We start from the raw sequence: 18,791 nt of genomic DNA, 5'->3' as shown, positions 1-18,791 counted from the left end.
TTATACACTCCCTTTCTTCTTTTTGGACACAATCCATTTGATAACAAAATAAATGATCAAGAGCGCAAGGGCAACCAGCAAAATCGGTTTGATGTAAGGTGCTGCCACTTCGTCAATTTGCTCCCACTTGTCTCCTAGCAGCATACCTAAATATATAAACAAAACAGACCAAGGTATAATCGCTAGCGTTGTCAAAATAGTAAAGCGCCATACGTTCATTCGAGCCAACCCGGCAGGGATGGAGATGGCATGACGCACAACAGGAATAAAGCGAGCTGTGAAAATGACCCCTGTGCCGTATTTGTTAAACCAGGCTTCAGCATGGTCGACATGACTTTTTTTGATAAGTATGTATTTCCCATACTTATCTAATACCGGTCTGCCGCCATAGCGTCCAATCCAGTAAATAAACAGCTGGGCCAGCACCCCGCCGATCGTTCCAAAAACGACTGCGCCAAAAAAATTAATATGCCCCGAGGATACTAAAAAGCCACCATAAGCGAGGACAATTTCACTTGGAATGACCTCAACCATCAAGCCTAGCATAATACCAAAATACCCAAGACTACGAATGATCTCAAACAAATAATTAATGATACTAGATATTTGGTCCAATTCTCTTTCCACTCCCTGCCTGTTTCTCTATTTTCATTAGTGTATCACAGCGGCAGAACAAGTCGCCACCTCGCCCAAACAGGGAGGTCAGTGACCCTCGCTCTTCTGCCCGCATAAGTTGTGAGAGAGAGGAGGGGATATGATATGCCTCCCGGCAAAATCCCCAAACATAACAATCCACAATCCCGCTTACCCACGGCTCGTGGTATCCGGCGCGCATGCAGCAAAGAGCTGTACCGAACCTGCAAGCGTCTGCCCGTTCACATCGCCCCCGATCTGGTCAAGCAGGGCGAGGAGCTGTACTGCCGCAAGGTCGCCGGACACCTCATCTGGATCGCCGAAAACCACAACAACCGCAGACTACTGTGCGACTGGTGGGATGAGGATGTCAGTGAGGAACTCGCGGCATTGTGGAAGGTGGATCGCGCCGTTTTGTGCACTGCCTTTAGAAGTGCCTATGGCGGATAGTTCTGCGCATCCAAGGATATGCGAAGCAAGGGAAGCATCTCAATCTGTAACTGCAAACTGTAAACTGTGATTTTTAAAAAAGTGGAGCCACCCCGCAGTGGCCCCACTTTTGCTATATCTCTATTCCTTTTTCTTCGTCTGCCCTGCTCCCTCAGGAAGCAAATCCGCACAAGCACGCTCCAAATAAGGATCAGCATGAATAAAATCCCGAAATGCCGTGTATTCACGCCATAAAACAGAACGTTCCCCTGCTTGGCCTTTGACGGCACGGATCAAAATATTTTTAGGCGTATGCTCCATGTCGATAAATTCCAGTAACTGTGTCCGGTATCCCATCATGTCCAGCAGCTTGGCTCGGATACCGTCTGTTGCCAGCGCTGAAAAGCGCTCCTTCAAAATACCATGGGAAAGCAGCGGCTCCAGCACCGGATTTTCCAGCTGGCTGAACAGCTCATGCTGGCAGCACGGAACGGACAAAATGACAGATGCATCCCAACGAATTGCCTTCTCCAACGCGGCATCCGTTGCGGTATCACAGGCATGCAAAGTCACAACCATATCCACCTGCTCCAGCTCGTTATAGTCCGCGATGTCACCAACCAAAAACTCCAATTGGCGGTATTGCAGCTTTTGAGCCAAAAGGTTACAGGTTTCAATAACATCTGCCTTCAAATCCAGACCCACGATCTGCAAAGGTCGTTTTTGCTGTACTGCCAAATAATGATACAGCGCAAAGGTCAAATATGATTTGCCGCAGCCAAAATCCACAATGGTTAACGGGCGGCCTTCAGGAAGGTTAGGCAGTACATCCTGCACCATTTCGAGAAAACGGTTGATTTGGCGGAACTTATCATACTTGCGGGCCAGTACCTTACCATCCTCATTCATGATCCCAAGCTCAATCAGGAAAGGAATCCGTTCTCCTTCTTCCAGCACATATTGCTTTTTGCGGTTATGAGACAGGTCGGCTGTACTTTTGCTCGGTGATTTTGTCAAAATGGAAACTTTATATTTTTTACTGATCAGCACCTGATAGTCCGCATTCTTCGCACACAAGAGCCCTTGACGGAACGTATTCTCAAACAAGGTAGTCATGCGCTCGTTAGCTTCATCAGGGGTCAGATTTTCATGAATGACCTTGTTGCTGTAATGAAAAGCAAACTGGTAATGCAGCTTGTTCTTCAATTCCACAGGCTTGATTTGCACTTTAGTAAAGGAAGCATCCTCCCGTTTACGAAGCTGACTTAGCGTCGCATTTATGAGGGATCCTCCTGTAGTTAGTTGGTATATAAGTTCACGCAGTGAATCCAAAAGGTACATCTCACTTTCTTTCATGTAGTTGGGTAATCTCGACCAAACCCTCGGTTACTTCCCGGCGTGAAAGTCCACCCCGTTGAAGCTCCGCATCAGTCTTATCTAGCAATTGATTATAAAATGCCTCTGCTTCCGGCAGCAGCTCCGGCTGCTCCCATGCCAGTCCAAACCAGACATCAGCGGCCTCGTCCAGTCTGTCCTCTCGCTCGTAATGGACAGCCAGCAGCTTGCTTGTATCGGCTGGCAACTCATATTCCCGAACCAAATTGACGATACACGCAATTCGCTCAGGCAGAACCTGAATGTCACGGGTCGCACCATTCACATCACTGTACAAATATAGATGAAGGGATTTTATCAAGATTCGTATGCCCTCGTCTGTTCTGTCGGTTTCCAGGTAAATAGCGGCTTCTTCTTCCAAAATGCGAGCAACCTGCTGAAGCTTGTCCGCTTCAATACCGGGGCCCAGTCGGAAAAGCTCTATAATTTGTTCCGGCGGCAATCGTCTGAGCAAATCTGAACGAAGGCGAAACTGCTTGTTAAGCAGGTCATCCAGTTGCTTCAGCGCTTCGACGTGTTTATTTTCACGCCTTAGACCGAACACCGATGCTACTGCCGATGTCATTTCTTCCATCATACTGAGCAAATAATCTTTTCTGAGCAAGCCGTTCCCTTCTTTCCATCCCGATGCCTCGACAACCAGGAACTATTTCACTTCTGATTGTAAGTCATCCTTGTGCAAAAGCCAAATGACTCGGTCAAGACGGAAAACGTTTGGTAACAATCAAAATCAATTTAAAACGCCAAAAAACCGGCCCCCCTCTGTATTGGTACCAGATGGTTCCGATTTTTTGGCTTTGTTGTTCAAGTTTACTGCTGGATGTTTTGTTGTAAAAATGCCAAGATGGCATGTGCCAGTTGTTCCGGCGCTTCGAACAGACTCATATGACCAGCTTCAGGTATTGTGACCTGAGTGACTCCGGCCCGATCTGTCGTAAATGTCCGGGCGGGCGGAACCGCCTGATCCTGCTCTCCCGCCACTAACAGAGTGGGCAAGGTGGATGCCGATAGCACATCACGGCGGTCAGAACGCTCACGCATCGCCAAAGATGTGCCTACGGCTCCTTGTGGCGGCGTTTTATAACCGATTTCTTTGACCTTGAGCACCTGATCCGACAAGGACTCTACGTATTGTGGAGCAAAAAGTCCGGGAACGAGTCCATCTACAAATGCGGTGATTCCCTCTGTTTGAATGGTGGATACGGCCTTGTTCCGTTTTTCTTTTCCTTCCTCTGTATCCGCATAGGCGGTGGAGTGAATCAGCGCGAAGGCTGTAAGTCGCTCAGGATGGCGCTGTACCGCAGAAAGCGTCAAATAGCCCCCGAGGGAATGGCCGAACCAGGCAGCCTGTGGAATGTCCAGTTGTTCTTGAAGCTTAAGCACATCATTCGCCATTTGATCAATCGTGTAGGCTCCAAGCGGAGCATCGCTACGTCCATGACCACGCAAGTCCGGAACAATGCAGCGATAGCTTTGGGACAGCAATGGAACAACCTCATCCCAATAGGAAGAGCTTCCACAAAATCCGTGCAGCAGGATGATGGGCTCTCCTTTTCCCTGTTCGGCATAGCAGATTGTCGTTCCTTCACATAGTACCTTTTCCATGTGGAACCCTTCTTTCTCTGTATATAATCTATTGGAGCGAATATATTATGATTTGAATATGCTGATGTATATTATTAAGCAGACCATCAATATCTGAAACGGTAGCTCTCTGGAAATTCTTGCGAATCTGCTCTTAAACCAAACCCGCAAGCCGCAGCATGGGCTATATGTGTAGCCATTGTCATGACGAGATGCAGTGATGTCATTTGCAATGTCCAGTAGGGTTTGGGACTGCGCTCGTTCACAATGGCAGCGACGCTGTAATCTCCGACAGACGGGAGTGCCAGTCCGACCGAACGTGCCGGAGTCAGCGGTTCACGGGCAACAAGAAACATCCCCGCCGAGCCTTGCTGCCCCAGACAAGCGTCGATGGCAATCACATGATGGTCCTGGGGAATACGCTTCAAATACGAAACCAGATGATCCGCGTCGCACGGCTCAGTCATGGTGCCTATCACATGTGAAAAGCCCTGTTCCATAAGCATGGTGCCGACCAGCGGTCCCAGTGAATCGCCTGACGATCGATCCGTGCCGATACAAACAAAGGTCAGCTTATTCACCTCATGAAGAGAATGAATTTCCCGAAAAAACGGTACGAGCCCTTTGCGATCTGTTTTTTCCGCAGTACTATCTAAAGGAGAGCGCCCGGATACGGAAGCCCGATTATACAAAGACACCTTCGTCCATCCTCCTTGATCCGGCCGTTGACCGATAATCTGACTTTCAGTACATTCTACAACAAAAACATGGTACAATACAGGCAACTTCCCCTGATATGAAAGGATGGAACATTAACGATGGATTTGTCTGTACCGTCTCATGCCAACATTGAACATATGATTGAAGGCATCAAAACCAAGCTTCGTATGGCGAGTGGCGCTGCTATGCAGTCCTCCGCTTTCTCTCTGGAGCAATACGAGGATCTTCGTGATGTCTATGATATGGTGATAAACAAGCCTAATCTGAGTATTTCAGAAGTCGAGGCCATCGTCTCCGAGCTGGGCAGATTACGTAACCCCTCCTGATCAGAAGACGAATGCACACCGTTTAGCTTACTTACAGCCTATCATCTTGGGTGACACTGTTCATGGTAGTGCCTCCCGTAAATAAAGCTCGTATCTCCGTTCGCATTAACAGACGCGTAACGGGATACGAGCTTTATTTTTATCCATCTCCTTATGCGTTTCTTCGCAGATGTCTTTAAGGTAAATCCGCCAACACCAGTTCAGACACATCCTCATTCCCTGTAGCTTGTAATTTTAAATGACAGCTTTTGTGGATTCGTGCGGCATCACCGGATCCCAACTGAAAATTGCCATCCTGGGAAGTAACCTCCACATGACCACTAACAACGTAAATATGAGTTCGCCGTTCCTCCTGCTGCGGATAATCAAGCTGTTGACCTTTTTCCAATCTGCTGAGATACAGATTTACATCCTGAGCGATGGACAGCGTTCCTTCAAGTCCTGATCCAGATACGGCGGGCTGTAAGTGATTTAGACGCTCGCTGTGTTTAAAGTTTTGCACCTGATAAGAAGGCTGAATACCGGGGTTCTCCGGCAAAAACCACATTTGCAAAAAACGAACCGGCTTCTCGTCCCCTGTATTTCGCTCCTCGTGTTCAATCCCTGTGCCTGCACTAAGAACCTGAATCGTGCCGCTTTTTAAATCCTGTTCATGACCCAGACTGTCACTATGGTGCAGATGGCCTTCAATCACGTAGGTGACAATTTCCAGATCATGATGCGGATGTCTTTTGAAGCCCTGCTGCGGTTTAAGCTCATTGTCATTATGGGCCAGCATACAACCGAAATGCGCGTTGCTCGGATCTTCATAATCCGCAAATGAAAAGCTAAACTCACTATGAATCCACCCTTTATTTGAGGTATGCCTCTCTGCCGATGCCACTATTTTAATCATATCTAACACCTCCATGGATTCCAGTTCCGCAAAGCAGCCCTTACTTCATTTTTCCTAAGCCACTTCCGGCCCGGCATTGTAAACGTGTGATACGATCCTTTTACCCTTGGCTTATAAGGGTCAATCAGAGCGGTGTTCCGTCAGGTTTTGCTCTCAGGTTCAATATTGGTTAAGTTTATAGTAAGAAAAGATAAATCGATGCACAAAGCCATAAGGAGGAGATTCTCTACATATGTGGTCCCAAGAACCCCACACATTCCATTTTTTTTCATACTATTTACGTCGCAGTCTGTACGCGTCCATCGTCATGATTGGCGTTTTGCTTCTTATTGCCTACACTGTTCGATGGATCGGTACAGCTCCTTTTCTATATTGGGATGAACGCATTCAGGCTGCAATCTTTCCAGACACAACGGCGGCTCATCACAAGCTCCTGCCTGTCGCTGTATTCATTACGTCTTTCGGTTCCTTCCGTGTCTCATTACTCACTGCCCTGGGTATTGCCACCTTGTGCTGGGTATATCTCCGTTCGAGAGCTTATGCCTTTGCAGTAATAAGCAGCTTTACGGCGATGTGGGTGTTGAACACGCTCATAAAAGAAGTTTTGCAACGGCAGCGCCCAGCACTTCAGCATTTGGTAGAAGTCGGCGGCTATAGTTTTCCCAGCGGGCACGCCATGATTTCCATGGGATTTTACGGCATGGTTTTTGCCATTTGGACGATAGAACGAAAAATTCATGAGCGCTCTATCTTCCTTCCCTGCGTTCTTGGCGCACTTTTGATTCTCCTGATCGGGCTAAGCCGGGTCTATCTGGGGGTTCACTTTCCAACTGACATCGTGGGTGGTTATATCGCCGGAATCATTTGGCTGGTGTTTACCGTTCCTGTTATCTATCAGCGAGCATATCTGCCGTAATCTTTGTTTTCATCGACTCCCGGTTCGTAAGTGGCTTGAGATGTTTTTTTGTTTCACACGGAGTTACGGCGTTTATATACGAAGTAAGCAACACAACGCAGCACTTTAAACTCACCACTCACAAAAAGCGTTATGATTCTGTTAGACAGACGTTTCTGCTAAACTGAAGATTAAGGGGGCGATCCTTGTGTGGGGAATTGTATTAAGTATTGTAATGGCTATTATTATCGGATTGATTGGCGACGCGCTCGCTGGCCATGAAATGCCTGGGGGTATCGCAGGCTCTATGATCGCCGGATTTGTAGGAGCTTGGCTTGGTGCCACGCTGCTGGGAAACTGGGGTCCGGTCATCGGTGATTTTGCAGTCATTCCGGCCATACTTGGAACCGCATTATTTGTGTTCCTGCTCGGACTTGTGTCCAGGCTTTTAAGAAGGGCTACCTAACATTTATATATTTTTTTTATTCTATAAGAGGAGTGATATGACATGAGTAACATTGATAATCAAGATACGGTAGGTAATACTTCAAGCTTTGCAAAGGGTTTATTCATCGGAGGTTTGATTGGTGCTGCGGCAGCCCTGCTGTTCGCGCCGAAACCAGGCCGCGATTTGCGTAGCGATTTGTCAGATAAAATTACAGTTGTTGCCGATAAAACAAAAGATGTTGCATCCGTAGTCAGCAGCAAAGCAACGGATTTGGCCAAAACGGTTTCCACCAAAACAGAAGATGTAGCTAAAACCGTATCAGGTAGCAAAGACATTATTTTATCCAGCGTAGCCAGAGCTTCTGCCGATGTTGCTGATGAAGCAGTCAAGGCTGATCAAGAAATTATGGATGCAACGGCCCAAGCTGCCAAGGAAACGCAAAAACAATTAAACACCACTTCCTAATGACGGGGAATTCTGTGTACAACAAGAATAGACCTAAAAACACTGAACAGCCAGCATGCACGAAGCTGGCTGTTTTTTAGATGACAGAAAGGCAGGGATGACGATGAGCAAGCCAAACTCGTATGGAGATGACATTAGCGTAAACAATAAACGGACCTTTCATCCCCGGCAGGGTCAGGATGAATCCAGGGATTTTGACGTGAATGAGCACCCTTTTGAACTGCGTCATGAAGTGAAGCGGCTTAATACCCGTTTAGATCAAATAGCCGACATGCTGGAAAAAGTAGAATTTCGCGATGTACTGGAGACCTATTCCAATCCCAAAAAAAGAATCATCAGTAACCTGACCGCAGGCATTGCAAGAGGTCTTGGCCTTACGCTGGGGACGGTTGTCATACTCGCGCTGCTCGCTTGGCTGCTCAGCTTCCTTGTACAACTGAATCTTCCGATCATCGGAGATTTCATTGCCGAGCTGCTAAGCTATATCAAAATGAGCCAAGGCGGAAATTAGACAGCAAACGATCCATAGTAACCGGAGGTTCGTGCGTACACGCAACCCATTACTATGGATCGTTTTGATCTGTACATTTTGGATGACTGCGCTAGAGCTTGTTGCGCTTGTTAGCTTTCAGCAAATCTCCTGTCCATCCCTTCATCATCAGCCAGCCGTACATCCCCACCATACTTAACAGGGTCGCTGCAATCACGGCCGTAAAACCCCAGCCTGTTTTGATCCAGGGCAGATTCTCGAAGTTCATGCCCCAAATGGCGCCCACTACAGTGGCTGGTGTAAATACAGCCGTTACAATGGTGAGCGTCTTCGTAATCTCAGTTCCCCTGAATGCTGAAATGGCATCGTCAATGGAGATCAGCGTGTCAATTTCCTTTTCATAATGCCGGAACAGCCCTTCCATTCGATTGACACGGTGAAGCAGTTGCTTAAAAAAGCGATTTTCCTCCAGTTCATCAAGATACGCCTCCCGGGAAGCCGTCACCAGCTCTGAAAAAGGAATGAACATATTGCTCCAATACAGCAGCTCAAAACGCGCATTCAATATAGAATCCATCAGCGTACGGGCATTTCTTTTCTCCATACCCTCTTCCAGTTTTCTGAGGTTAATCTCGAATTTGTCCATTCCCGTATGAAAATAATGAAGAACGGCCCTCGCCAGCACAAACATTCCATCAGCCGCACTTTCACATCGGTCAAGCATTTTTTGACGTTCAACCGTGTGCATGATTTCGCGGGTATTCTGATCCAGGTTTAAGGTTACTAATTTCTGGTCCAGCACGAGAAAATAGAACTTGTTACAATCGCGTTGACTGTTGATTTCCTCCTGAATGGAATAGATTAGCGAGCCACATATCAAAGGTTGATCGCCATCCGGAAAGCGTACAGAAATAAAACTGGACGGGATATCCTCTACTTTGTCCAGCCATTCCCGAGCGTCCGGGAGCTTATCCTTTAGCTCTTGTATGACGGGGGACTGCCAGCCTGTAGCGCCGATGTCCCACCATTCCCATCCTCCGCGAAAGGAGGAAATCTGTTCAAAAACTGTCGTGGATTTCACCCTTCCTCTCCCTCCTTTTCCGCTTTAAAAAAGGACACGCTTCCCTGATGGAATGGCGTGTCCTTACTATGTGACGTCCAGTAATCGAAACCATGAAGGCCGTCTTCCTATCATGAGATAGAAGAATTAGACATGATTTGTTTCAGCTTCTCGGTTGCCCGCTTCTGGATGCGGGATACGCTCATCTGCGATACGCCCAAGGTCTGCGCAATCGCACGTTGAGATTGACCATCCTGAAATGCCAGAAGAAGCACCTTCTGTTCCTGCTCTTTCAGTTGACTTAGGGCTTGCTGTAAATCCATTCGTTTTTCCACAGTGTCGAAGTCGTTGGCATCTGAGCTGATAAGCTCGCCTAACGTAGCCGCACTCTCCTCCTGGGATAAAGGGGAATCCAGTGACACATAATGGTAGCACTCACGACCTGCGAGCACTTCGATCGTTTCCTCTACGGTAAGGTCCAAATACTCCGCAATCTCGTTCACATTCGGCGAACGTTCCAGTTTAACGGTTAGTTCGTCGATGGCATGCTGAACGAGCGCACCCTTTTCCTTGATGCGGCGAGGAACCTGAATGTACCAGGATTTGTCGCGCAAATAATTTTTCATATGTCCCAGCATACTTTTCATAGCATACGGTTCAAAGGGGATTCCCAAGCTGATATCGTATTGCTGAAGCAGACGTATCAAAGCCATCTGACCGGTTTGGTATAAATCCTCGTATAAGTCCGGGCGGTTACGGGAGATTTTCCCGGCAGCCATCTTGACCATTGGCTCATACTTGCGGATCAGCACGGTAGCAATCTCGTTATCTTTGGTTTGCTGGTACTCCCAGATTAGACCAACGGCTTCATCCATCGACTCCGGGGGAGTTACCTTTTCATTCATACTTTTTCCTCGCTTCTGACCAGACGCTTTACAAGCACGACTTCCGTGCCTTTTCCAGTCTCATTCAAGATATGGACATCGTCCATAAGCGCCTGCATGAGATAGAATCCCAGTCCACCTACCTGCGCATCATTCAGCTCTTTGTCATGCAAGGATGCAAGTCGGGACGGGTTCTCCATTCGTTCAAAGCTCTCCCCTTCATCTTTGACACGGATGGACAGCGAAGCTTCGTCAAATTCGAACGTTACTTCCACCACTCCACCTTCATGACCGTAAGCATAAAGAACAGAGTTATTACAGGCTTCAGATACAGCCACTTTCATGTCTTCTATATCCTCGTAAGAGAATCCCATTTTCGCGGCAATTCCGTACAAATTTAATCTTACAATATCGACAAAGTCAGCAGTTGCCGGCAAATTAAGAACTACTTTTTGAATTTGAGCATTCATTTCTTTTTCTTTCCTTTCCTATTGGGAATTCTCCTGGGGGACAAAGAATTTGGCAATACCGGTCATATCGAACAGTTTTTGAATTTGAGGGGGTACCTCCTGAACGGCAAACCGGGACTCCATCCCATGCCTTGCCTTCAAAATAGATAACAAAATACCAATACCTGTACTGTCAATGTATTTAAGCTCTTTTAAGTTAATAATCAAGTCCTGGCCGGATTCCCCCACCAAAGGCTCCATCACCAGACGAAAATCAGGTGCCACCGAAAGATCCAGCTCTCCGCTAAGGTACACGGTATTTACTCCATCACTTGTTTCTGTAATCGCATTGAACTTCTCATTTTTATTAGTATTCATAGGCCTACTCTCCCGAAAAAAGATTTCCTTACATACTAACCCATTATACGATCGCTTGAATCACCGTAGGATGCTTTCTGCACCTTCCAAATGTCACCATCTACGCATCAGGCTACGCCTCGTGAATTTGGTCTTTGCCTGATTGCATTGGAAAATGATCCGGAGAATGCCGCAGTAGAGCCTGTTTTACACTGCTAATCTTCACGGGCTTGCTAATATAATCGTTCATTCCGGCTTCAATACATCGGGGCTGAATACCATCCATCACGTTCGCTGTCATGGCGATAATTGCAGGCTGTGACCTTCCCGCCAATTGTTCACGCACCTTGCCCGTACATTCTAATCCGTCCATCACAGGCATTTGCAGGTCCATGAAGATATAGTCATAATCCTGGTTAGCCATGACCATATCAAGCGCCTGTTGCCCGTCTGCTGCCACATCCGAAGCCAAACCGAGCTTATCCAGTATATTGACCATCAGCTTCTGGTTGATCGGGTGGTCATCCACGACCAGTACAGGTTTACGGCTTGAGGAGTTCTGATGGGGAATTTCCCATTCGTGACCGGATTCTCCCTCCAGTTCATTTTCCTGAGCAAAGCCAAGCTTCGTTGTAAAATGGAATGTTACCCCCTGCTCTCCACTTGTATCCACACGGATATCGCCGCCCATCATGTTCACCAAGGTTTTGCAAATAGCGAGTCCTAAACCAGTTCCACCATATTTGCGCGTCATCGAAGAATCAAGCTGGGAAAAGGGCTGAAACAGCCTTTCGACCTTGGCGGGCTCAATACCAATGCCTGTATCCTTCACGGAAAATTCAACGGTAAGTCCTTCGTCGCTAAGCTCTTTGACCGATGCGAAGACATATACACCACCACGATCTGTAAATTTGACGGCATTGGATACCAGATTAATGAGAACCTGACGCAGTCTTCCCATATCACCGTATAACACTGGCGGTAGCTGCTCATCCAGAAAATAATCCATCTCCAGCTTCTTTCGATTGACTTCCACCGTAAACAGGCTGAAAACTTCCTTGATACAGGAAACCAGATCAAACGGATATTCCTCTATCTCCATTTTGCCTGACTCCAGCTTGGTAAAATCTAGAATATCGTTAATGACCGCTACGAGCGCATCTGCACTGCGGCGGATGATATCGGCATATTCCTGCTGATCGCTTTGCAGCTCTGTTTCCATCAACAGGTCAATCATGCCAATCACACCATTCATAGGTGTCCGAATTTCATGGCTCATCATAGCTAGGAACTCCGTTTTGGCATTGGCTGCGATTTCGGCTGCCTCCTTGGCGGCAATCAGTTCGCTATTCATCTTCTCCAGCTCATGCGTCTTCTGATGAAGCAGCATGGACTGTGTTTTCAGGCGTTTGTTGGTCAGATACATTTGCACAAAGCCTTCAATTTTGGACTTGAGAATTTGAGGGATGAATGGCTTCACCATATAATCAATACCACCCGCTGAATAACCGGCAAACAAATGCTCCGCTTCCTTACTGTTAGCGGAAATGAAGATGATCGGAATATCTTTCGTCTTCTCTCTGGCCTTAATCAGCTTTGCAGTCTCAATTCCATCCATACCCGGCATTTGCACATCAAGGACTACCAGTGCGAATTCATCTTTTAACAGACACCGCAGTGCTTCTTCCCCGGATGTTGCCTTTACCAAATTATATTTTTCACTCTCCAGCACCGCTTCAAGAGCGAGCAGGTTCTCAGGTCTGTCATCTACCAGCAGTATATGAATCGGTTCATGAAGCCCCATGGGATCCTCCTAAGCACCTCTATTTAATCTTCCGGTATATTTTTTCTATCCGGTCCAGCGGCTCGTAGGAATCACTATAATCGGTAAAATGTACGGATTCCTTAGCCCCAAGCACCAATACACCGAAATGGCTCAAGCTATCATAAAACAACCCGTGTACATGGTTGCGAAGTTCATCGTTAAAATAAATCATGACATTCCGGCAAAAAATAACGTTGAACTCGTTAAAGGACCGGTCTGTCGCCAAGTTGTGCTCCGCAAAAATAATGTTTTTACGTAAAAAAGGATGAAACATCACTGAATTATACTTGGCTGTGTAATATTCGGAGAACGATTGCGTACCTCCTGACTCCAAATAATTTTTGGTATACAGCTTCATTCGATCAATCCCGTATACGCCTTCCTTCGCCTGCTGTAAAGACAGGTTATTCATATCCGTCGCATAAATACGGGCTTTATCATATAAGCCTTCCTCATGCAACATGATCGCCATGGAGTATACTTCCTCACCTGTCGAGCAACCTGCATGCCATATTCGAATATACGGATATGTCCGTAAAATCGGTATTATTTTCCGCCTGAAATTCAGAAACAGCTCAGGATCACGGAACATCTCAGTCACTGGAATCGAAAGGCTTTGCACCAGTCTGTCGAAGGCGCTGCGATCATGCAGCACCTTCTCCTGAAGCCCTGATATCGTGCTAACATTCTCGGACTGTGCATGATAATAAATACGCCGCTTGATCGAAGGCAGAGCGTAGTTACGAAAATCGTAGCCGTACAGCCGATGAATGCCTTCCAGCAACAGCTCAATCTCAATCATTTCCCGCTCCGTTTCATTCGATTTCAGTTCAATAGCAGCATTATCCGCCGTATCCTTTGATGTCATAATCTCTCTCCAATTCCTGAATAGGTTTTACCAGTACCGCTCCAATCATGTGTTGATTTATATTACCCATTTTTTCGGGCTACGAATACAGCCATACCCGCATTAATGACAAAAGCTGTTCGGTTTGAATCGGCTTCTTCACATAATCGGAAGCGCCTGCCTCAATACACTTGGAACGATCATCCTTCATAGCCTTGGCTGTGAGGGCAATAATAGGCAGCTTCTCGAATTGCGGCATCAGCCGAATTCGCCGCATGGCTTCATATCCGTCCATTTCTGGCATCATCATATCCATCAGCACCAGATCAAAATCAGGTGTCTGTTCCAGCATTTCCAGCGCTTCTCTACCATTTTCCGCAAAGGTAACCTCCATGCGGTAGCTTTCCAACACACTGGACAGGGCGAATACGTTCCGGATATCATCATCCACCAACAATATTTTTTTACCTTCAAACAATTCTTCCTTGTTATATAGCTTCTGCAAAATTTTACGTTTGTCCTCAGGGAGATTTGCTTCGACACGATGCAGGAACAGGGTCGTTTCATCCAAAAGCCGTTCGGGCGATTTGACATCCTTAATAATAATGGACTCCGCAAATTTGCGCAGTTGCGTTTCTTCTTTGCTGTCCAGGTCTTTACCCGTATAAATAATAATCGGCAGATCGGTCAGTTCCTCATTGTCCCGAATGCGGTCGAGCAATTCAAAGCCTGTCATATCGTTAAGCATAAGATCCAGCACCATACAGTCATATCGCTGTACCCCCAGCTCATTCAGTGCTTCTTGCCCGGTGGACACCGCCGTAATAGCAACATCGTCATGGTCAATCAGCTCAATAATGGATTTACGCTGATTCTCGTCGTCCTCGACCACGAGAAGACGTTTCACCATTTTATCTGTATATGATTTAATATGTGAAAATGCCTTATCCAGACTTTCCTTTGAAGATGGCTTTTTGAGATAGGCAATCGCACCCATCAACAAGCCTTGCTTCACATCGTCGATGACCGAAATAACATGTACCGGAATATGCCGCGTAGATGAATTTCCTTTCAGCTCGCCCAAAATGGACCAGCCATCCATAACAGGCAATTGAATATCCAGAATAATGGCGTCCGGCAAATAGGATCTGGCCATGTCCAGCCCATCGTCTCCCTGTAGAGCGATAAGTGCCTTAAAGTCACGGCTACGAGCCATATCGTACAGGATTTTAGCGAATTTAACATCATCCTCTATGATCAGTAATACCTTATCCTTCGAGGCAATCTCGTTCCGGTCGTCGCCCGGGTGCACGATATTCTCCAATTTTTCCTTTGAAGGCATCTGATACATAGGCAACTGCTCAGCGGGAACAAGCATAGGAGAATTCGACTCTGCGGATGCTGCCACACCACCAATATCCAGTTCCGCACCCTCTGTTGTTTGCGTTTGTTCCGGCAGATACAACGTGAAGCAACTACCCTGCCCCTGCTCGGATTCTACTGTAATGACACCGCCCAGTAATCTTGAAAGCTCGCGGCTGATCGACAAGCCAAGTCCGGTTCCACCGTATTTACGGCTGGTTGTTCCATCTACCTGCTGAAAAGCCTCAAAAATGAGATCCGTTTTATCCGAAGCAATGCCGATGCCCGTATCATGTACAGACAAGGCCAGATAGGATTTATGCGGATTTAGAAAGCCGGGAAGCTGGTCACCAGTTGCCCTTGAAACACTAAAACGAATAGATCCCTCTGTCGTAAACTTGAATGCATTGGACAATAAATTGCGTAAAATTTGTTTAAGACGATACCCGTCACTGATAATGGCTTCCGGCAAGTTTTCTTCTATCTCGGTATGAAGTTGAAGTTCACGCTTGGCTGCGATTGGAGCAAAATTTTGCTCCACAAACATCTCCAGTTCTTTCAGATTGACGGCTTCATGGTTAATATCCATTTTCCCGGCGTCCACTTTGGATAAATCCAGAATTTCATCAATCATTTTCAGTAAATCTGCGCCTGACATATAAATGGTCTGTGCATATTCAACCTGCTTGGGCTTAAGATTGCCGTCCTTGTTCTCAGACAGAAGCTGGGAAAGAATGAGCAAGCTATTCAGCGGAGTACGCAGTTCATGCGACATATTCGCCAAAAACTCAGATTTGTATTTGCTCGTGATGCCCAACTGCATCGCCTGCTGCTCCAACTGGGCACGCGCACGTTCGATCTCGTCGTTCTTTTCTTCCCCTTCCCGAACCTGCTCTTCCAGCGCTCTCGTCTTGGCTATCAGTTCGGTGTTAAAATGCTCCAGTTCCTCCTGCTGACGCTGTAACAATTCCTCCGAACGCTTGAGCTCCTCTGTTTGCCCCTCCAAATTTTCGTTGGAGCGCTTGAGTTCCTCTTGCTGAGTTTGTAGCTCCTCGGACTGGCATTGCAATTCCTCAGTAAGTGCCTGGGATTCGCGCAGCAATTGCTCTACCCGCATCCGTCCCTTGATGTTGTTCAAAATAATCCCCAAGCTCTCGACTAATTGAGCAAATAGCTTCGTTTCCAGATCACTAAAGCGGTCCAGCGACGCTACTTCCACAGCACCGATACAATCGTCCTCGAACAATATAGGAAAAATCATAATTCCCACCGGCTTACTCGCCCCCAATGCTGAGCCGATGGACAAGTACCCATCAGGAGCTTCTGTAATCAGGATCGGCTTACGATCCTGAACACTTTGTCCAAGCAAGCCTTCGCCAACATGGATAACGTCCTTGATCGAATCTTCACCAGACTCCTTCGCATAGGAGCCGTACAGCTTAAATTGGGCATCCTCCACTTCCTTGCCTTGCAAATAAATCGCTCCGTAGCTGCCTCCCAAAATGGGCGTAAACTCACTGATAAACATCTGTGCGACCTGCTCCAATGAATTCACGCCTCGGAACAGCTCTGTTACTCGTGCCGTGTTGGCATTAAGCCAGGTTTGATCCTTCTGCGTCTGAAGAACGGAATGCTCAAATTTGCGTTTTTCCTCCAGGTCTCCAGCCATTTGTTGAAATACGCGGGCAACCTCCCCGATTTCATCCTTGGAAGCAACACTCATCCGGCTGATGGCCCTGTATTTCCCCTTGCCAAAACCGTTAATCATGAGACTAACGATATTTAGACCTTTGGCAATGCTTGGGAGCACCCACAAAATAACGAGTAAGCCCATCATCAGACCGGCTGCCATCAGGATTGTGGTAATCTGCACGGATTCCTCATAGGCCAGATTGGCTTGCATCATGTCGCTATCTATTTCCCGATCCTGAAAAACGGCCAGGGCATTAATGCTGTCCATCGCCTCCTCTTGAGCAGGCAAACCTGTGCTATTGCGGAAAGCATTCGCCTCATCAATGCGATCTTGCCCCAATAAGGAAACGAGCCTCTCTTCGTAGCTTAAAAATTCTTTCCATGCGACAGCTACCCGATCGACTTGCTGCTGTTCTTCGCTGGTACCGGAACTGTTTTGCAGACTTGCCAGCACTTTCGCTCCAGAAGCAGATATATCATCGAGCTCGCCTTTGGCCTCACTGACGGAGGACCCTGGATTCAAGATCAGGTTGGCCATAACTTTGGCCATATCATTCACCTGACCGCGAATGGCCGTCGTTTTTCGGACCTTCATATAGCGGTCCTGGTAAACCTGATTTAGCTGCTCATTCAGACTCCCCATTCGATCATAGCTAATTAGCGTCAGCACAAGGAGGATCGCCATTAGCGACCCGAAGCCGATCAGCAGTTTATTTCTGATTTTCATGCAAGCTCTCTCCCTCTTTCAATGCAATCCAGATCAGGCACTTATCATCATCGCGATCCTTCGGTGCCTCTTTACGAAAAAAAGCATCCAGCATCGCTTCTTCATTCCATTCCTCATGCTTGCGCAGACATGCGGTCAAATACTCCAGTTGTTCTTCATATTCACCCTCTACGGCCTCCAGCAAGCCGTCGGTGTACAAAGCGATATGCCCCGTTCCTTCATAATGGACCGTGTGCATTTCCGCATCAATTTTATCAAACAAACCTACCGGACTGCACGCACGGTCAAATTTGGTGATGCTGCCATCCTGACTGAACAATAAGCCGGGCGGATGCCCTGCATTCACATAATCAATCCGCCGAGAACGGGTATCAATGACCATATAAATCGCCGTAAAATAATACTGTACGAGTTGCTTGCCCAAATCCAGTTGGTTAAAGCGACGATTCAGCTCCTGAATCACCTTTTCCGGCTCTACGTAGGTGGTCACGGTATCCTTGAGCACAGATGCAATGAACATGCAGAACAGTGAAGAAGAGATGCCATGACCCATCATATCCAGCAAAATGATCGCATATCTTCCTTCCCCGAGCGGATACCAGGAATACAAGTCTCCCGCCAGTTCAAAGGAAGGCTGATACAGGGCATTGACTTGCAGTACAGGATCTTGGATGGCAGGACTAAGCACCGCCTGCTGTACCATCGCGGCCAGCTTCAGTTCGTCCTGAATCCGCTGGTCCCGATCTTTATGCCAGTCCTTTTCCTGCTTGAGACGCAAGGCAAGCCGTATTCTGGCCATTAATTCTACCTTATTAATAGGCTTGGTGACATAATCGACGGCCCCCACGTCCAGTGCCTCTGCCAGTTTCTTGGAATCGCCTACAGCAGTTACCATGATGATGGGTATATCTTTCAAATGCTCGTACTCCTGCACGATGCTGCAAGCTTCGATACCATCCATTTCAGGCATCATCATATCCAGCAGAACCAAATCAATATCGGAAGGTCGGGGGCGCAGACTAATGGTACGGTCGCCGATCCCCAAATGCTCCAACATTTCTGCGGCTGAGCTGGCAGAGATAACATCCCTATAATTTTCTTTCTTTAATATTTCGCGAATAATAATGACATTGGTCGGATTATCGTCAACAATTAGGATTCTCATTTCTCTCTCCTTATCTGTAACCCATGTATTATACTATACCTGTTTAAGCGGCAACTCCCTTATGGATCTGAACCTGAAATAGCGTCTCCATAAGAAGGCATTCCAAAAACATAGATAAGGAATGGGGCTCTCGCCCCATTCCT

20 protein-coding genes are annotated in these 18,791 nt (G+C 47.1%); 6 read left to right on the top strand and 14 right to left on the bottom strand.

Annotated features, from left to right (window positions below):
- Positions 1–615 carry a DedA family protein gene (locus ACQ4MX_RS20085; RefSeq protein WP_431086974.1) on the bottom strand — a complete coding sequence of 205 codons (615 nt, stop codon included), beginning with the start codon at positions 613–615 and terminating at the stop codon, positions 1–3.
- Positions 616–759: 144 nt separating this feature from the next.
- On the opposite strand from ACQ4MX_RS20085, the gene ACQ4MX_RS20080 reads away from it, so the two are divergent.
- A complete protein-coding gene (locus ACQ4MX_RS20080; RefSeq protein WP_431091371.1) occupies positions 760–1,083 on the top strand; it encodes a dehydrogenase in 324 nt (107 codons plus the stop codon).
- Positions 1,084–1,203: 120 nt separating this feature from the next.
- Here the strand turns inward: ACQ4MX_RS20080 and ACQ4MX_RS20075 are convergent, their stop codons facing one another.
- The 4 genes from ACQ4MX_RS20075 to yyaC form a co-directional block, all read right to left on the bottom strand.
- On the bottom strand, positions 1,204–2,418 hold the full coding sequence (locus ACQ4MX_RS20075; protein WP_431086973.1) for a class I SAM-dependent methyltransferase: 1,215 nt from the start codon (positions 2,416–2,418) through the stop codon (positions 1,204–1,206).
- The gene (locus ACQ4MX_RS20070; RefSeq protein WP_431086972.1) at positions 2,405–3,061 is read right to left on the bottom strand and encodes a DUF6483 family protein; all 657 of its coding nucleotides are present in this window, start codon (positions 3,059–3,061) and stop codon (positions 2,405–2,407) included. Before ACQ4MX_RS20070 ends, ACQ4MX_RS20075 begins: the two co-directional genes overlap by 14 nt.
- A gap of 206 nt (positions 3,062–3,267) precedes the next feature.
- Positions 3,268–4,062 (bottom strand): alpha/beta fold hydrolase, encoded by a 795-nt coding sequence (locus ACQ4MX_RS20065; protein ID WP_431086969.1) that lies wholly within the window; start codon positions 4,060–4,062, stop codon positions 3,268–3,270.
- A gap of 86 nt (positions 4,063–4,148) precedes the next feature.
- Positions 4,149–4,739 (bottom strand): spore protease YyaC, encoded by a 591-nt coding sequence (gene yyaC, locus ACQ4MX_RS20060; RefSeq protein WP_431086967.1) that lies wholly within the window; start codon positions 4,737–4,739, stop codon positions 4,149–4,151.
- Positions 4,740–4,859: 120 nt separating this feature from the next.
- On the opposite strand from yyaC, the gene ACQ4MX_RS20055 reads away from it, so the two are divergent.
- Complete coding sequence (locus tag ACQ4MX_RS20055; RefSeq protein WP_044644451.1) at positions 4,860–5,087, top strand: DUF1128 domain-containing protein; 228 nt, start codon at positions 4,860–4,862, stop codon at positions 5,085–5,087.
- Positions 5,088–5,262: 175 nt separating this feature from the next.
- On the opposite strand, the gene ACQ4MX_RS20050 is transcribed toward ACQ4MX_RS20055, so the two are convergent.
- Positions 5,263–5,982: a pirin family protein gene (locus ACQ4MX_RS20050; RefSeq protein ID WP_431086965.1), complete on the bottom strand. Its 720-nt coding sequence runs from the start codon at positions 5,980–5,982 to the stop codon at positions 5,263–5,265.
- A 232-nt stretch (positions 5,983–6,214) separates the two neighbouring features.
- On the opposite strand from ACQ4MX_RS20050, the gene ACQ4MX_RS20045 reads away from it, so the two are divergent.
- The 4 genes from ACQ4MX_RS20045 (at position 6,215) to ACQ4MX_RS20030 (ending at position 8,301) form a co-directional block, all read left to right on the top strand.
- On the top strand, positions 6,215–6,898 hold the full coding sequence (locus ACQ4MX_RS20045; RefSeq protein WP_431086963.1) for a phosphatase PAP2 family protein: 684 nt from the start codon (positions 6,215–6,217) through the stop codon (positions 6,896–6,898).
- 187 nt (positions 6,899–7,085) lie between these two features.
- Positions 7,086–7,343, top strand: a complete 258-nt coding sequence (locus ACQ4MX_RS20040; protein WP_134912704.1) for a GlsB/YeaQ/YmgE family stress response membrane protein — start codon at positions 7,086–7,088, stop codon at positions 7,341–7,343.
- A 42-nt stretch (positions 7,344–7,385) separates the two neighbouring features.
- Positions 7,386–7,790, top strand: a complete 405-nt coding sequence (locus ACQ4MX_RS20035) for a YtxH domain-containing protein (protein ID WP_431086961.1) — start codon at positions 7,386–7,388, stop codon at positions 7,788–7,790.
- Positions 7,791–7,887: 97 nt separating this feature from the next.
- A complete protein-coding gene (locus ACQ4MX_RS20030) occupies positions 7,888–8,301 on the top strand; it encodes a DUF5665 domain-containing protein (RefSeq protein WP_431086960.1) in 414 nt (137 codons plus the stop codon).
- A gap of 91 nt (positions 8,302–8,392) precedes the next feature.
- On the opposite strand, the gene ACQ4MX_RS20025 is transcribed toward ACQ4MX_RS20030, so the two are convergent.
- The 8 genes from ACQ4MX_RS20025 to ACQ4MX_RS19990 form a co-directional block, all read right to left on the bottom strand.
- On the bottom strand, positions 8,393–9,361 hold the full coding sequence (locus ACQ4MX_RS20025; protein ID WP_431086959.1) for a magnesium transporter CorA family protein: 969 nt from the start codon (positions 9,359–9,361) through the stop codon (positions 8,393–8,395).
- Between the two features lie 110 nt (positions 9,362–9,471).
- Entirely contained in the window at positions 9,472–10,245 is a 774-nt protein-coding gene (locus ACQ4MX_RS20020) for a sigma-70 family RNA polymerase sigma factor (RefSeq protein WP_013373041.1), read from the bottom strand.
- Complete coding sequence (gene rsbW, locus ACQ4MX_RS20015) at positions 10,242–10,694, bottom strand: anti-sigma B factor RsbW (RefSeq protein ID WP_044644457.1); 453 nt, start codon at positions 10,692–10,694, stop codon at positions 10,242–10,244. The genes ACQ4MX_RS20020 and rsbW overlap by 4 nt, the downstream gene beginning before the upstream one ends.
- Before the next feature lie 18 nt (positions 10,695–10,712).
- Positions 10,713–11,051 carry an STAS domain-containing protein gene (locus ACQ4MX_RS20010; RefSeq protein WP_149095152.1) on the bottom strand — a complete coding sequence of 113 codons (339 nt, stop codon included), beginning with the start codon at positions 11,049–11,051 and terminating at the stop codon, positions 10,713–10,715.
- Between the two features lie 112 nt (positions 11,052–11,163).
- The gene (locus tag ACQ4MX_RS20005; RefSeq protein ID WP_431086958.1) at positions 11,164–12,834 is read right to left on the bottom strand and encodes a response regulator; all 1,671 of its coding nucleotides are present in this window, start codon (positions 12,832–12,834) and stop codon (positions 11,164–11,166) included.
- Between the two features lie 19 nt (positions 12,835–12,853).
- Positions 12,854–13,723 carry a CheR family methyltransferase gene (locus ACQ4MX_RS20000; protein ID WP_431086957.1) on the bottom strand — a complete coding sequence of 290 codons (870 nt, stop codon included), beginning with the start codon at positions 13,721–13,723 and terminating at the stop codon, positions 12,854–12,856.
- A gap of 79 nt (positions 13,724–13,802) precedes the next feature.
- Positions 13,803–17,483, bottom strand: a complete 3,681-nt coding sequence (locus tag ACQ4MX_RS19995) for a response regulator (protein ID WP_431086956.1) — start codon at positions 17,481–17,483, stop codon at positions 13,803–13,805.
- Positions 17,467–18,648, bottom strand: coding sequence for a PP2C family protein-serine/threonine phosphatase (locus ACQ4MX_RS19990; protein ID WP_431086955.1), 1,182 nt, complete (start codon positions 18,646–18,648; stop codon positions 17,467–17,469). The genes ACQ4MX_RS19995 and ACQ4MX_RS19990 overlap by 17 nt, the downstream gene beginning before the upstream one ends.
- Between the last annotated feature and the right edge of the window lie 143 nt (positions 18,649–18,791).

This window comes from Paenibacillus sp. 8b26 (assembly GCF_050626875.1).
In the GTDB taxonomy this organism is placed as follows: domain Bacteria; phylum Bacillota; class Bacilli; order Paenibacillales; family Paenibacillaceae; genus Paenibacillus.
This window is presented reverse-complemented; position numbering and strand designations above follow the sequence as displayed.